The following is a 14,515-nucleotide window of genomic DNA, read 5'->3' as shown; positions in this document are numbered from 1 at the left end:
CGTCCATGGACGTCCCCCTCTGGATCGCCCTGCTGGTCGTCGGCTACCTCGGCATCAAGCTCTTCCGTCCGCCGGTGTGGCTGATCTGCGTGCTCCTCCTTGGCGGCTACCTCCTCGCCGACAGTCTCTTCGCCTCTGTCATCGACACCGCCGTCAAGTAGCCCGTGCCCGGGAGAGGAGAACCACCCATGTTCCAGCCCAAGATCCCGACCATGCCGCAGCCCTCGGGCCTGGTCACCCAGCCCGCCGTCGTCCAGCCGACCACCATCACGCCCGGCACGCCTGCCCCGGCACCCGCCGCCGCCCCTGAGCCGTCCCGTCCGGTCGTACAGCTGACCCCCGGAACCGCGGTCGCGCTCGTCGGCGCCGGTACCGCCGTCGTCCTGGTCGTCGGGACCGTCCTGGTCTCGCTGCTCCTGGCGGTCGCCGTCACCAGCGCATCGGTCGCCGTCTGCGCGGTCGTCGTGCGCTCCCTGATCGCGTCCGACGCCAAACGCCGCTGACCGGCCCCCGGGCGGCCTCGATACCGCCAAGCATCCGCCGCCCGGGAGCCGTGCCCACCGATCGATCTCGCAACCGGAAGGAACCCCCAGCATGGCCCACCGGCCCTCACCCTCGAAACAGAAGCGGTCCATGCCCGCCCCACAGCTCGACCCGACCGTCCTCGGGGACGTCCTCCGGGTGGCCTCGGCCTCCGACTACACCCGCTGGGAGGACCAGATCCGCCGCACCGGCGGCTGTGCCGACCCCGTCCATCTGAGCGGCTGGGTAACCCACAAGGACAAGACCACGGGCGAGACCCTGCACCGCTACTCGACCGCGTACGAGCCGGGCAGGCGCCTCCGCATCGCCTGCGGCAACCGCCGCGCCTCCCGCTGCCCCTCCTGCGCCTGGACCTACGCGGGCGACACCTATCATCTGATCCGTGCCGGCCTCGCCGGAGACGACCGCCACGACATCACCGCCGCCGTCCGCGACCACCCGCGCGTCTTCGCCACCCTCACCGCACCCTCGTTCGGCGCTGTCCACAACCGCCCCGACTGGGGCACCTGCCGGTGCGGCACGGCGCACGCCTCGGACTCCGGGGACCTGGGCTCCGCCCTTGACCCGGAGACCTACGACTACGCGGGCGCCGTGCTCTTCAACAACCACGCCGGGGAGCTCTGGCAGCGTTTCACCACCCGACTCCGCCGCGAACTCGCCATCCACGCAGGAATCCCACGCCGTGAGCTCGGCGACCATCTTCGCGTCTCCTTCGGCAAGGTCGCCGAATTCCAGAAGCGCGGAGCCCTGCACTTCCACGCCGTCGTACGTCTCGACGGCCCGGAGGGGCCTTGTACACCGCCGCCCTCTTGGGCCACGGTCGATTTCCTCACCGACGCGATACGCGCCGCAGCCGCGCACTCGTACACGTCGGTCTCCGTTCCGGCTGCCGGTGAACAGTCGTCCCGGACCTTTCGATGGGGCCGACAGCTCGACGTCCGCCCGGTCAAGGCCTTCGGCGACGGTTCAGACGTCACCGAACAGGCTGTCGCCTCGTACGTGGCCAAGTACGCCACCAAAGCTGCCGAGAACACCGGGACCCTCGACCGTCGTATCGGTGAACTCGCCGAACTCGACCGCCACCGCGTTCCCGATCACACCCGTCGACTCATCACCGCGTGCCGTGAGCTCGACAGGCTCTATCCGGACCGGCGCCTCTGGGCCTGGGCCCACATGCTCGGCTTTCGCGGCCATTTCTCGTCCAAGTCCCGCACGTACTCGACCACCCTCGGTGCCCTCCGCCAGGAACGCGCCGACTACCGCGCTTCACAGGAAGCGACCGTCCTCGGCCTGGCCGACCGTGAACCTGACACCGTCCTCGTTCTGACGGACTGGCAGTACGTCGGCCACGGGCACACCCCCGGTGAAGGAGCTCTCGCCGCCACCATCGCCCGTGACCTCCAGACCAACCGCGAGACCGCCCGCGACGCGCTGAAGGAACGCACTGCCAACGAGGGGGAGTGGTGACCGTGGCGGACCGACTGCTCACCGTGAATCAGGTCGCCGAACGCCTCGGCACCGGTCTCCGCTTCCCACGGCGGCTCATCGAGGAACGCCGCATCACGTTCGTCAAGGTCGGCCGACATGTCCGCATCCCCGAGAGCGCCGTGGAGGAGTACGTCAGTGCCCACACGGTGGCGCCGATCGTCCTGCGGCCCGCGTCGGCGTACTCGTACCGGAGGGCTGCCTGATGGCCGCCAAGCGTAAGCCCCGCCGCGCCTTCGGCCGGATTCGGAAGCTGCCGTCCGGCCGGTTCCAGGCTCGGTATCCGGGGCCTGACGGTGTGCTGCGTGCCGCTGATCAAACGTTCGCGACAACGACGGACGCCGATCGCTGGCTGGCACGGAAGCGTATCGAGATGGAGGAGGGACGCTGGCTCGACCCCGCCGAGGGACGGACCACCGTCCGCGACTGGTCGGCACGATGGCTCACCGCGGTCTCCCCGCAGCTCAAGCACAAGACACAGGCGTCGTACCGATCCCTGATCAACTCGCTGATCGTTCCGGCGCTCGGTGATCGTGAGCTTTCCAGCCTCCGGCCGATCACCATCGTCGAATGGGTCGGTGCGATGAAGACCCGTGGCCTCAGCGCCTCGCGGATCAGGCAGGCATACCGGGTGCTCTCGCAGATCATGCGGGCGGCCGTCGACAACGAGATGATCGGGCAGACCCCGTGCAGGGGCGTGAAGCTGCCTCGCATGCCGCAGACCGAGCCGCACATCCTCACCCCGCTGGAAGCCTCACGGATCGTGCGGAGCGCGACGAAGCCGCATGATCTGCTGATCTCCTTGCTCGCCTACGCGGGTCTGCGGGTAGGGGAGGCGTTCGCGCTGCGGCGAGCGAACATCGACGTGTCGGGCGGCCTGGTCCTCGTCGATGAGAACCTGGCCGAAGCGAACGGCACCCTGGTCTTCGACACTCCCAAGTCCCATCAGAAGCGGATCCTGCGGATCGGGCCGTCACTGGCGGCGCGGATTGGCCGGCACTTGGAGACGCTGCCCGGCGGGGAGGATGCTCTCCTCTTCGTCACGCCCGGCGGCAAGCCCCTGCGCTACAACCAGTGGCGTAAGGCCTACTTCGACCCTGCGGTGGCGGCGGCCGGGCTCACCGACGTCACGCCGCACGATCTCCGCGCCTCGCACGGCACATGGGTCGCTGACCGGTACGGGGTGATGACCGCCGCGCACCGGCTGGGCCACTCGAACGCGAGCGTCACTACCCGGCACTACGCCCGGCCGGTCGCCGGTCGAGACGACCAGGTTGCCGAAGCGGCTGACACGTGGCTCGGAGGGCAAGAAGAGGATGGGCCGAACAAGGTGCACAAGCCACTGTGAGGCCCTGTAACTCCTGTCGCCCCTGGCCGAGAACATGGCCAGGGGCGCCGCGCTGCACGGCATCCGAATGTCGCTCTACTGCTCGGTGGGGCGGTTCTCACCGTCAATCTCGTAAATCCGCCCCTGAAGCTGTTCACCGGCCCAGTCCAGATGGACGCCCAGGTCAAACCAGTGCCGGTCCTTGCGAATTCCGGGCGGTGAGAGGTTGACCGCCGCCCAGGTGAACACTCCTAGCAGGACCGAACGCCCGTGCTGCGCCGTACGCACGGACAACGCAAACGGCGCGGCGAGTGCCGCGCGGGTGACCAACACGACTTGGTCGTTCTCGGAAGGCTGACGCGCGGCCGTCAGAAACCGGGGTGTTTCAAGGATCTTGATCCACTCGACCACTGCGTCAGCCACCTGGGCCCGCAAGGACTCTTCGATGCCCTTCCGGACGGCGGCCGCGGGGCTGTCGCCTAGCCAGCCAAGCCAGTGATCGGGCTCGGTGAGCTTGCTGAAGTCGTCTTGCGGCGCCCCGTGGCGGGGATTCTCCTGGTACTCGCCTGTCAGTTTCCCGCTGCTGTCCACCAGCCAAGCGCCACGGATCGCCTCCGGAGGCACGTAGCCGTTCGGGTCGTCGATGTACGCCGGGTCGATCTCGGCGACGCTGCCACCGGGGTTCTCAGCAGCCTCAGCCAGTAGTGCTGTGTCCTTCGGTATGCCCTTGCGTTGGCCGCGCCAGCCGAAACTCACCACGTACCCACCCCTGTCATCGCCCGTCCAGTTGTCCGCGATTCTGCCTCACCGGTCAGGACAGGCTGAGGGGCATTTGAGACGGTGACAGGGGGGTGAGGCCTCCCCAGGGGCACGTAGCGGGCACGGTATGCGCGGCGGAGGCTGCGGTGAGACGGTTTCCTGCGTCTGACCTGCACGGGAGCTGGGACGCCACGTGACTTCCGAAAGGTCTTGAAAACCGTCGTGGCAGCGATGTCACCGTGGGTTCAAATCCCACACCCACCGCCAGGTCAGAGAAACAGCAGGTCACAGGGCGGGTCTCCGGTTCGGAGGCCCGCCCTGTGCGTGTGCTGCGGGCGCCTGCACCACGTTCTCACCCGCACATACGGGCCAGGAGCGGGCCCGGCTCACATGCTCCAGCCGGTCTCGGCGGCCCATCGCTCGGCTGCGGCCATCAGGACCTCCGTGGCGGGGGCCTTGATCTGCCCGTAGTCCGAGAGGTCCGGCACGCTCGGCGCCAGCCGCTGCTTGAAGGCTCCCCAGGCCCGGCGGGTGGTCTCGTCCGCGCGCAGGTAGTCCCGGAACAGCAGCGCGAACCGGGCGTTGGCGCCGGCGCTCGGGCGCAGGTGGATGTTGCAGGGGCGCGCGCCGACCGGCGGTGCGAAGACGAGTTTGTGGCACCGCTGACCGCTGGAGACCTCGACGCGGTTCCACGGCTCGGGCCGGCACCGGTAGCCGATGGCTGTCATCAGCGGGGCGACCTGTGTCTCGTCGACGGACCTCATCCGCACCTGCACATCGATGCAGTCCTTGGCGGGCAGGCCGGGTACCGAGGTGGATCCCACGTGATCGATTGCGACAGCGAGGCCGCCCAGCGCATCGCGCAGGGTGCCGGCAAGCGACTCGAACTCCACCGGCCACTGGGGCCGGTAGTCGACCACGAGCAGGGGACCGAGCTCATCGGGAAACGGCATGGCGCCAGACGCTACCTCCAGTCCGGGCGGCTCCGCGGGTGGACGGTACTCATCGTGGGGGCTCGCAGCGGGTGTGGGTGAGGCGGGCGGCGGAGGCGATGGTGGCCCGCGCCTCCTGTTCGGGGAGGCCGGTGCCGACGGCGGCTCGGATGAGGGCGTCGGCCAACGCGTCGCCGAAGCCGTGTTCGTAGGCGCGGCAGGCCGCCCAGAAGAGACGGGTGTTGCGCTGGCCCTCGGCCGCGGCCAGAACGAACTGGACCAGTCCGCGCCCCTGGTCGGGATGACCGTGGCCGGAGCGGGTTCCGTCGGGATCGCCGTGGTGGTGACGTGGGTGCGCCGGAGGCGTCAACAGGTGGAGCAGGGCGCTCGGGCAGGGCGCGGGCGGGAGGCTGCCGGTGCCGGGGACGAGGCGGTAGGTGCCGTGGGCGGTGACCGAGCCGGGGCCGACGAGGTAGCCGCCGGAGCCGCGGATGTCGATGCCGGGGGCGAGGCGGCCGGCGGAGTTCGGTACGGCCACGCCGGGTGGGCCGGACAGCCAGAGGTGGCGGCCGCCGCTGGGGGTGAGCACCGTGACGGTCGGCGGGAGGGTGAACAGGTGCTGCAGGGCCAGTTGTCGCAGGGACGCCACGGAGTCGGTCCGGCCGTCGGAGTCGATGTCGAGGTCGATGCCGATGAGGTGGTGCGGGGCGCGTCCGCAGGCGATGCCGTAGCCGGTGGCCCAGGGGGCGGCGGCGAACAGGGCGCGGACGGCGGTGGGGTCGGTGGTGGCGTCGTGGACGCCGTGTCCGGGACGGCCGCAGGCGCCCCGGCAGCCGGACGAGGGGTGCTCGTCGCGGTGCGGGGATCGCAGGGCGGGGAGCTTGGTGGCGGACAGCGGGATGACGGGGAGCCCGTGCTCGGCGGCGGAGAGCGCGTGGGCCAGGGCCAGGGTGGCGGTTCGCCGGTCGGTGGTGGCCATGGTTCCATGTTCGTACGAATGTTCGAATAAGGGAAGAGGGTGAGGGTGTGACGAGGTGGCTGGAGCTCGGTGGTGGAACGCTTCTTCTCCCGTGGGGCGCGGGCTCGCGTCATGAACCGGGCTGACCTGGGGGTTTGTAGGATCCGGGGGTTTATCTTCGCTTCCTCATGCTTGCGAGGGAATCGGATCGTGTGGGTGGTTCGCCGGTGCGGCGCTGGGCAGCTTTGACCTCGCGACGTCGTGACCATCGCCGGGGCGGTCGGCCAACTGGCCCGGGTTCAGCCTTACTTTCGGTTCCTGGAGGAATAGACATGGCAAGCATCCGTACCGCTCGTGCCCTCGCCGTTGTTGCCGCCCTGCCTCTTGCCGCCGTTCTCTTCAGCGGTGTGGCCCAGGCCGACAACGGCTCGTTCGCGAACGACGGATCGAATGCGGGAGTGGCCACGATCGGCGGCAGTGGGGTCGGTGGGGACAACTTCGGTAACTCGTCCACCTCGCAGCAACAGGCCACCGGCTCCGGGGCTTCGAACCAGAGCAACTCCGCCCAGGTGAACGGCTCGGCGTTCACCGACATCGACCAGTCCACGCACAACCTGGCGGTGAACTTCACCAACCTCTGGTGATCCGGTGCCTGCCGCGGTCCGGTCGGGGGGTCGGGCCGCGGTTGGGGGAACGACGGCCTGCGTGCCGCCACCGCGGTGGCGGCACGCAGGCCGTTGGGTCTTCGGGGCGGGGTGGGAAACCGGAATCGGAACCGCGTGGGGGCGGGGCAGGGGGCCGGGTGTGGAGGTGGAGGGGGGAATCGAGGCGGGTCCGGGCGTCCGGTGCCTTGACAGGTGAACGGAATCTGACGGACAGTCAGAAACCCTGATCCTCAAGCCCGTTACCGGGAGGCAGTCGACGTGCATCTGGCCCCGACCGAGCGCCAGCAGGAGCTGCGCGCCGAACTCCGTGCCTACTTCGGTGAAGTCATGCCCGCAGGCGGCGGGCGCCCCGGACCCGCCTCCCCGGACCCGGACCCGGACCCGGAGAAGGACCCCACCCCGGACGCGCAGCGGCGGCTGCTGCGTCGCATCGGGGCCGACGGGATGCTCGGTCTCGGCTGGCCCGTCGAGTACGGGGGGCAGGGGCGCGGCGCGGACGAGCAGTTCGTCTTCTTCGACGAGGCCTACCGGGCCGGCGCCCCGGTCTCCATGGTCACCCTGAACACCGTCGGCCCGACACTCATGAAGTACGGAACGGAGGCCCAGAAGGAGTACTTCCTGCCGCGCATCCTGATGGGCGAGCTCGTCTTCGCCATCGGCTACAGCGAGCCGGAGGCCGGCACCGACCTCGCCGCGCTGCGCACCCGGGCCGTACGCGACGGCGACTCCTGGGTCATCGACGGGCAGAAGATCTTCACCAGCAACGCGCAGAACGCGGACTGGATATGGCTCGCCTGCCGTACGGATCCGGACGCGCCCAAGCACCGGGGCATCTCGATCCTCCTCGTGCCCACGGACGCGCCAGGCTTCAGCTGGACGCCCATCGAGACGGTGGGCGGGCTGACCACGACCGCCACCTACTACGACGGCGTGCGCGTGCCCGTGACCGCGCTCGTCGGCGCTGAGAACGCCGGCTGGGGGCTGATCACCAACCAGCTGAACCATGAACGGGTGGCGCTCGCCGCGATCGGCATGCAGGCCGAGGACTTCTACGAAGCGGCGCTCACCTTCGCCCGCACCCCCGACCCCGTGACGGGGAGGCGGCCGGCCGACGAGCCGTGGGTGCGTTCCCGGCTGGCCGAGGCGCATGCCCGGCTGGCGGCGACGCGCCTGCTCAACTGGCGGCTGGTGGGGGACGTGGGGGCGGGAGCGCTGGCGCCCGGCGACGCGAGCGGCGTGAAGTTCGCGGGAACCGAAAGCGCCGTGGAGGTGTATCGCATGTGCCAGGAGGTCACGGGCGATGCCGGATCGCTCCGGAGCGGTTCGCCCGGCGTCTTCGGGGGCGGGGAGCTGGAGCGGATGAACAGGGCGGCGCAGATCAACACCTTCGGGGGCGGGGTGAGCGAGGTGCAGCGGGAGATCGTCGCGACGATGCGGCTCGGAATGAAGAGGGGGAAGCGGTGACGGCCGGGCAGGGCGTTCGGGACGAGCTGTACGAGCGGCTCAGGGCGTACGAGGGCCGGGCGGCGGCCACCGAGGGCGTCGGCAAGGACCGCGTCAACGAGCCGATGATCAGGCACTGGTGCGAGGCGATGGGGGACGCGCACCCCGCCTACGGCGGACCCGACGCCGTCGCACCGCCGACGATGCTCCAGGCATGGACGATGGGCGGGCTGTCCGGGCACACGGACCGGAGCGGGGCCTATGACGAACTCTTCGGGCTCCTCGACGGGGCCGGATACACCTCCGTGGTCGCGACCGACTGCGAACAGGAGTATCTGCGGCCTTTGCGGCCCGGGGACCGGATCACCTTCGACGCGGTGATAGAGGCGGTTTCGGAGCGCAAGACGACGAAACTGGGGACGGGTTATTTCGTCACCACGCGCATGGACGTCAGGGCGCAGGAAGAACTCGCCGGTACGCATCGCTTCCGCATCCTCAAATACCGGCCCGCGAAGCCGAAGCCGAGGCAGAAGACCAATCCCGAACCCGGGGTCGAAGCCAAGGGATCGGTAACGGGAAATGGGAATGCGAGAGGGAACGCGCTGCGTTCCAGGCCGGTGGTCAACCGGGACAACGCGGGGTTCTGGGAGGGTGTCGCCTCCCGCCGGCTGCTGATCCAGCGTTGCACCGCGTGCGACGCACTGCGCTTCCCCTGGCTGCCCGGATGCAACGCCTGTGGGTCGCCCGACTGGGACACGGTCGAGGCCTCGGGTGAGGGCACCGTCTTCAGCCACGTCGTGATGCACCACCCGTCCTTCCCCGCCTTCAGCGAGGACGGCGAGGGCGGGCCGTACGCCGTGGCGCTGATCGAGCTCGCGGAGGGGGTCCGGATGGTCAGCAACGTCATCGGGGTGCCCTGCGACAAGGTGCGGGTGGGTATGCCGGTGCGGCTGGAGTTCCTTCGTACGGACCCCGATCTGGTCCTTCCGGTCTTCCGGGGAAGTGAGGGCTGACATGGATTTCACGCCGAGCGAGGAACAGGCCGCGGCGCAGGGTCTGGCCGCCCGGATCTTCGGTGATCTGTCGACGCATGACCGTCTGGTCGCGGCCGGCAGCGGTACGGACGCCGGACTCTGGAAGGAGATCTGCGCCGCCGGACTGCCGGGCGCGGCCGAGGAGACCGGGCTTCTCGGACTGGTGCTGCTGGCTGAGGAGCAGGGCCGGACGACCGCGCAGGTGCCCTTCGTGGCGAGCTGCGTGTACGGGCTCCTGGCCGTCGCCGAGCACGGTACGGACGAACAGCGCGAGCGGCTGCTGCCCTCGTTCCGGGACGGGACGGCGGTGGCGGCGGGGGCGTTCCCGGCCGGCGGCACGGTGCACGCGGAGGCGGACAGAGGGCCGGACGCCGAGGAGGGCTGGCGGCTGAACGGCACTGTCCCGCTGGTTCCGTGGCTGCGGGACGCCACCCATGTCCTGGTCGCGGCCGCGGACCGGAGCCTGTGGGTCGTGCGGACCGCGGGCCCCGGAGTGGTGACGGAATCCGTGGAGACCACGGCCCCGTGGTCGGCGGGGCGGCTCGTGCTGGACGGGGCGCCCGCGGAGCGGCTGGGCGGATCGGGGGCGTACGAGGAGGTGCTGGCCGGCGCACGGACGGCGTTCGCCGGAGTGCAGGCAGGGGTGTGCGCCGGTTCGCTGGCCCGCGCGGTCGAACACACGGGCACGCGCGAGCAGTTCGGGCGTCCACTCTCGACGAATCAGGCGGTCCTGCTGCGGGCCGCCGACGCGTACATGGACACCGAGGCGATACGCGTCACGGCGTACGAGGCGGCATGGCGGCACGACGAGGGGCTGCCCTACGCGGAACAGGCGCTGACGAGCGCGTGGTGGGCGTCCGAGGCCGGAAGGCGGGTCGTCCACGCGGGTCAGCATCTGCACGGCGGCACGGGCGCCGACCTCGACCATCCCGTACACCGCCACTTCCTCTGGGGGCGTCAGCTCGACGCCCATCTCGGCGGCAGCGGCACGGTACTTCAGGAACTCGGCGAACTGCTGGTGAAGGAGGGACCGGAGTGAAGGCCGGTGAGGAACTGGCGCCGCTGGAGATCGCGGTGACCCGCACACTGATCGTGGCGGGCGCGCTCGCCTCCCGCGACTACCAGGACGTCCACCACGACGCGGAACTGGCACGGGAGAAGGGGGCCCCGGACATCTTCATGAACATCCTGACGACCAACGGCCTGGTCGGGCGGTACGTCACCGACCGGTTCGGCCCCTCGGCCGTGCTCAGGCGGGTCGCCATCAGGCTGGGCGCCCCGAACTACCCGGGCGACACCATGGTGCTGAGCGGCACGGTCACCGCGGTGCGCGACGACGGTACGGCCGAGGTGGCGGTCGTCGGCGTCAACGGGATCGGCAGACATGTGACCGGCACGGTGACCGTCGCCGTTCCGGAGGGGGCCGCATGAGCGTGCGCAGAGCCGATTCGCTCGGCGGGAAGGCGGCGGTGGCCGGGATCGGGGCGACCGAGTTCTCCAAGGACTCCGGCCGCAGCGAACTCAAACTGGCCGTCGAGGCGGTGCACGCCGCGCTCGACGACGCGGGCCTCGCGCCCGCCGACGTCGACGGACTGGTCACCTTCACCATGGACACCAGCCCCGAGATCACCGTCGCCCAGGCGGCCGGCATCGGTGAGCTGTCGTTCTTCTCGCGCATCCACTACGGGGGCGGCGCGGCCTGCGCCACCGTCCAGCAGGCGGCACTCGCCGTCGCCTGCGGGGTAGCGGACGTGGTCGTCTGCTACCGGGCGTTCAACGAGCGGTCGGGCCGCCGCTTCGGCTCCGGGGTGCAGCAGCGGGAGCCCACGGCCGAGGGGACCGCGCTCGGCTGGAACCTGCCCTTCGGGCTGCTCACGCCGGCCTCCTGGGTGGCCATGGCGGCCCAGCGCTACCTGCACGCGTACGGGCTGACGCCCGAGGCCTTCGGTCATGTAGCGGTCACCGACCGGCGCCATGCCGCCAACAACCCGGCGGCGTACTTCTACGGGAAGCCGATCACCCTCGCCGACCATGCCGCCTCCCGGTGGATCGTCGATCCCCTTCGGCTGCTCGACTGCTGTCAGGAGACCGACGGCGGGCAGGCGATCGTCGTCACCAGCGCCGAACGGGCCCGGGACCTGCGGCAGCCGCCCGCGGTGATCGTCGCGGCCGCCCAGGGCGCCGGTCGGGCGCAGGAGCAGATGACGAGCTTCTACCGCGACGATCTGACGGGGCTGCCGGAGATGGGCGTCGTCGCCCGCCAGTTGTGGCGGAACTCGGGGCTGGCCCCCGCGGACATCGACGTGGCGATCCTGTACGACCACTTCACCCCGTTCGTGCTGATGCAACTGGAGGAGTTCGGTTTCTGCGGACCGGGTGAAGGCGCGGACTTCGTGGCCGCCGACGCACTGCCCCTGAACACCCATGGCGGTCAGCTGGGGGAGGCGTATCTGCACGGGATGAACGGCATCGCGGAAGCGGTCCGGCAGATCCGGGGGACGTCGGTGAACCAGATACCCGGCACGGACACCTCCCTGGTCACGGCGGGCACGGGGGTGCCGACCTCGGGCCTCGTGCTGGGCCGGGCAGGGTGAGGCGCGCCGGCCCTGTCCCACCGCGGGAAGGCCGGGACCGGTCCGGTGGTCTCGGGGGCGACCCTGAGTTCAGAAGGAGCGCCGCCTCCACCTACAGGAGGTGGAGGCGGCCCCGGCCCTACACCCTGAGGCGGACGTCGTTTCGGGACCTGGGGGCGATCCCCGCGGCGGCGTCCGCTCCTAGCGTGGAGTTATGACCACGCCAGTCTGCACGGGCGCCTCCAGGGGAGCCGCTGCCACCACCCAGGCCGTCCCGCGGAGCCATGCCGTCCCGCGCGTCCACGCCGCCACGCGCCTTCCGGCCACCGCGCGAGGGACGTACGGCGCGCGTGCGCCGCACGTCCCGTATCCGTCGTTCACGTCCTTCGTGAAGGCCCGCGGGCCGGTGCTGCTGCGGGCCGCCCGCTCGCTCACCGCGAATCCCAGCGACGCCGAGGACCTGCTGCAGACCGCGCTGACCAAGACGTACGTCGCCTGGGAGCGGATCGAGGACCACCGGGCACTCGACGGCTATGTCCGCAGAGCCCTGCTGAACACCCGTACCTCGCAGTGGCGCAAGCGCAAGGTCGACGAGTTCGCCTGCGACGAGCTGCCCGAGCAGGAGGCCGCGCCCGGGCCCGATCCGGCCGAGCGGCAGACACTGCACGACGCCATGTGGCGTGCCGTGCTGAAGCTCCCCGACCGCCAGCGGGCCATGGTCGTCCTGCGCTACTACGAGGACCTCAGCGAGGCCCAGACCGCCGAAGTGCTCGGGGTGTCCATCGGCACGGTCAAGAGCGCGGTGTCCCGGGCGCTCGGCAAGCTGCGCGAGGATCCGGAGCTGGCCCCCGTCCGGTGACGCGCAGGTCCGTCGCCGGGGCACCCGCCCGTCCCCCGGGCACCCAGCCGTCACCGGCAGAGGGGTCACCGGCATGAGTGGCACGGACACGCATGTCACGAGCATGCCGAGAAGCGTCCGCCGGACTGTCCGGCTGGAGTGAAATTGACCGGCGACACCGATTCGTTCCCTCGGGAGTAGTGACATACCGCTTGGTATGTGCGCAGAATCAGCGGACCCTTACTGCCGCGTAGCGCCCACCGGGAGGACGCCGTGCTCAGCACCATGCAGGACGTACCGCTGACTGTCACCCGCATCCTGACCCATGGGATGACCATCCACGGGAAGTCGCAGGTCACGACCTGGACCGGAGAGCCCGAGCCGCACCGGCGCAGCTTCGCCGAGATCGGCCGGCGGGCCATCCAGCTCGCCCACGCCCTGCACGACGAGCTCGGTATCGACGGGGACCAGAGGGTCGCGACCCTCATGTGGAACAACTCGGAACACGTCGAGGCGTACCTCGCCATCCCGTCGATGGGTGCCGTCCTCCACACCCTCAACCTCCGGCTCCCCGCCGAGCAGCTGATCTGGATCGTGAAGCACGCCGACGACAAGGTCGTCCTCGTCAACGGCTCCCTGCTGCCGCTCCTCGCCCCGCTGCTCCCCCAGCTCACGTCGCTGGAGCACGTGGTCGTCTCGGGCCCCGGTGACCGCTCCGTCCTGGACGGCGCCGCGGTACGGGTGCACGACTACGAGGAGCTGATCGCCGGCCGTCCCACCACCTACGACTGGCCCGAGCTGGACGAACGCCAGGCCGCCGCCATGTGCTACACCTCCGGCACCACCGGGGACCCCAAGGGCGTCGTCTACTCCCACCGTTCGATCTACCTGCACTCCATGCAGGTCAACATGTCTGAGTCGATGGGACTGACGGACAAGGACACCAGCCTGGTGGTCGTGCCGCAGTTCCACGTCAACGCCTGGGGCCTGCCGCACGCCACGTTCATGTCCGGCGTCAACATGCTGATGCCGGACCGCTTCCTGCAGCCCGCACCGCTCGCGGACATGATCGAGCGCGAGCGTCCGAGCCACGCCGCCGCCGTCCCCACCATCTGGCAGGGACTGCTGGCCGAGGTCACCGCGAACCCCCGCGACCTCACCTCGATGGCCAACGTCACCATCGGCGGCGCCGCCTGCCCGCCCGCTCTCATGGAGGCGTACGACAAGCTCGGCGTCCGCCTCTGCCACGCCTGGGGCATGACGGAGACCTCGCCGCTCGGCACCATGGCCAACCCGCCCGCCGGGCTGACCGAGGAGGAGGAGTGGCCCTACCGCATCACGCAGGGACGCTTCCCGGCCGGCGTGGAGGCGCGGCTGGTCGGCCCCGCCGGCGAGCACCTGCCGTGGGACGGCGAGTCGGCCGGTGAGCTGGAGGTACGCGGCGCCTGGATCTCCGGCGCGTACTACGGCGGCGCCGACGGCGAGGCGCTGCGGCCCGAGGACAAGTTCAGCGAGGACGGCTGGCTGAAGACCGGCGATGTCGGTGTGATCAGCGAGGACGGCTTCCTCACGCTCACGGACCGGGCCAAGGACGTCATCAAGTCCGGTGGCGAGTGGATCTCCAGCGTCGAGCTGGAGAACGCGCTGATGGCGCACCCGGATGTCGCCGAGGCCGCGGTCGTGGCCGTCCCCGACGACAAGTGGGGCGAGCGTCCGCTCGCGACCGTCGTCCTCAAGGAGGGCGCCACCGCCGACTACGAGGCGCTGAAGGCGTTCCTCGCCGAGTCGGGCATCGCCAGGTGGCAGCTGCCGGAGCGCTGGTCGGTCATCGCGTCCGTGCCGAAGACGAGCGTCGGGAAGTTCGACAAGAAGGTCATCCGCAAGCAGTACGCGGAGGGCGAGCTGGACATCACCCAGCTCTGATCCGGCCGGCGAGCCGGAACGCGAAGACGACGAGG

General features: G+C 70.4%; 16 protein-coding genes. 13 read left to right on the top strand and 3 right to left on the bottom strand.

Translation table 11 applies throughout. The features are described from left to right. Positions 1-5: 5 nt before the first annotated feature. The 5 genes from OG959_RS18545 to OG959_RS18525 all read left to right on the top strand — a co-directional run bounded on the left by OG959_RS18545 (position 6) and on the right by OG959_RS18525 (position 3,376). The gene (locus OG959_RS18545) at positions 6-161 is read left to right on the top strand and encodes a hypothetical protein (RefSeq protein ID WP_010060553.1); all 156 of its coding nucleotides are present in this window, start codon (positions 6-8) and stop codon (positions 159-161) included. A gap of 27 nt (positions 162-188) precedes the next feature. Further along, positions 189-503, top strand: a complete 315-nt coding sequence (locus OG959_RS18540; RefSeq protein WP_306070892.1) for a SpdD-like protein — start codon at positions 189-191, stop codon at positions 501-503. 91 nt (positions 504-594) lie between these two features. Further along, positions 595-2,010 (top strand): replication initiator protein RepSA, encoded by a 1,416-nt coding sequence (gene repSA / locus OG959_RS18535; protein ID WP_306070893.1) that lies wholly within the window; start codon positions 595-597, stop codon positions 2,008-2,010. A gap of 2 nt (positions 2,011-2,012) precedes the next feature. Next, positions 2,013-2,234, top strand: a complete 222-nt coding sequence (locus OG959_RS18530; RefSeq protein WP_014155129.1) for a helix-turn-helix domain-containing protein — start codon at positions 2,013-2,015, stop codon at positions 2,232-2,234. Continuing rightward, positions 2,234-3,376, top strand: a complete 1,143-nt coding sequence (locus tag OG959_RS18525) for a tyrosine-type recombinase/integrase (protein ID WP_306070894.1) — start codon at positions 2,234-2,236, stop codon at positions 3,374-3,376. The genes OG959_RS18530 and OG959_RS18525 overlap by 1 nt, the downstream gene beginning before the upstream one ends. 75 nt (positions 3,377-3,451) lie before the next feature. On the opposite strand, the gene OG959_RS18520 is transcribed toward OG959_RS18525, so the two are convergent. From OG959_RS18520 to OG959_RS18510, 3 genes are all read right to left on the bottom strand, one after another. Further along, a complete protein-coding gene (locus OG959_RS18520) occupies positions 3,452-4,114 on the bottom strand; it encodes a hypothetical protein (protein WP_306070895.1) in 663 nt (220 codons plus the stop codon). 386 nt (positions 4,115-4,500) lie between these two features. Continuing rightward, positions 4,501-5,067, bottom strand: coding sequence for a GrpB family protein (locus OG959_RS18515; RefSeq protein WP_326659838.1), 567 nt, complete (start codon positions 5,065-5,067; stop codon positions 4,501-4,503). 49 nt (positions 5,068-5,116) lie between these two features. Further along, the gene (locus OG959_RS18510) at positions 5,117-6,025 is read right to left on the bottom strand and encodes a bifunctional DNA primase/polymerase (RefSeq protein WP_326659836.1); all 909 of its coding nucleotides are present in this window, start codon (positions 6,023-6,025) and stop codon (positions 5,117-5,119) included. 311 nt (positions 6,026-6,336) lie between these two features. Between OG959_RS18510 and OG959_RS18505 the strand changes: the two genes are divergently transcribed. The 8 genes from OG959_RS18505 to OG959_RS18470 all read left to right on the top strand — a co-directional run bounded on the left by OG959_RS18505 (position 6,337) and on the right by OG959_RS18470 (position 14,480). Continuing rightward, positions 6,337-6,648, top strand: coding sequence for a hypothetical protein (locus tag OG959_RS18505; RefSeq protein WP_326659834.1), 312 nt, complete (start codon positions 6,337-6,339; stop codon positions 6,646-6,648). Between the two features lie 279 nt (positions 6,649-6,927). Then, positions 6,928-8,133: an acyl-CoA dehydrogenase family protein gene (locus OG959_RS18500; RefSeq protein ID WP_326659832.1), complete on the top strand. Its 1,206-nt coding sequence runs from the start codon at positions 6,928-6,930 to the stop codon at positions 8,131-8,133. Beyond that, entirely contained in the window at positions 8,130-9,125 is a 996-nt protein-coding gene (locus OG959_RS18495; protein WP_326659830.1) for a bifunctional MaoC family dehydratase N-terminal/OB-fold nucleic acid binding domain-containing protein, read from the top strand. The genes OG959_RS18500 and OG959_RS18495 overlap by 4 nt, the downstream gene beginning before the upstream one ends. 1 nt (position 9,126) lies before the next feature. Next, on the top strand, positions 9,127-10,185 hold the full coding sequence (locus OG959_RS18490; protein WP_326659828.1) for an acyl-CoA dehydrogenase family protein: 1,059 nt from the start codon (positions 9,127-9,129) through the stop codon (positions 10,183-10,185). Next, positions 10,182-10,577, top strand: coding sequence for a MaoC family dehydratase (locus OG959_RS18485; RefSeq protein ID WP_326659826.1), 396 nt, complete (start codon positions 10,182-10,184; stop codon positions 10,575-10,577). Before OG959_RS18490 ends, OG959_RS18485 begins: the two co-directional genes overlap by 4 nt. After that, positions 10,574-11,740: a lipid-transfer protein gene (locus tag OG959_RS18480; RefSeq protein ID WP_326659824.1), complete on the top strand. Its 1,167-nt coding sequence runs from the start codon at positions 10,574-10,576 to the stop codon at positions 11,738-11,740. Before OG959_RS18485 ends, OG959_RS18480 begins: the two co-directional genes overlap by 4 nt. A 193-nt stretch (positions 11,741-11,933) precedes the next feature. Then, positions 11,934-12,578, top strand: coding sequence for a SigE family RNA polymerase sigma factor (locus tag OG959_RS18475; protein ID WP_326659822.1), 645 nt, complete (start codon positions 11,934-11,936; stop codon positions 12,576-12,578). A 252-nt stretch (positions 12,579-12,830) separates the two neighbouring features. After that, entirely contained in the window at positions 12,831-14,480 is a 1,650-nt protein-coding gene (locus OG959_RS18470) for a long-chain fatty acid--CoA ligase (protein ID WP_326659820.1), read from the top strand. Positions 14,481-14,515: the final 35 nt, after the last annotated feature.

The organism is Streptomyces sp. NBC_00385, from assembly GCF_035917155.1.
Lineage (GTDB): Bacteria > Actinomycetota > Actinomycetes > Streptomycetales > Streptomycetaceae > Streptomyces > Streptomyces poriferorum.
The sequence above is the reverse complement of the archived record's forward strand: the minus strand, read 5'-3'. Positions and strand labels throughout refer to the sequence as shown.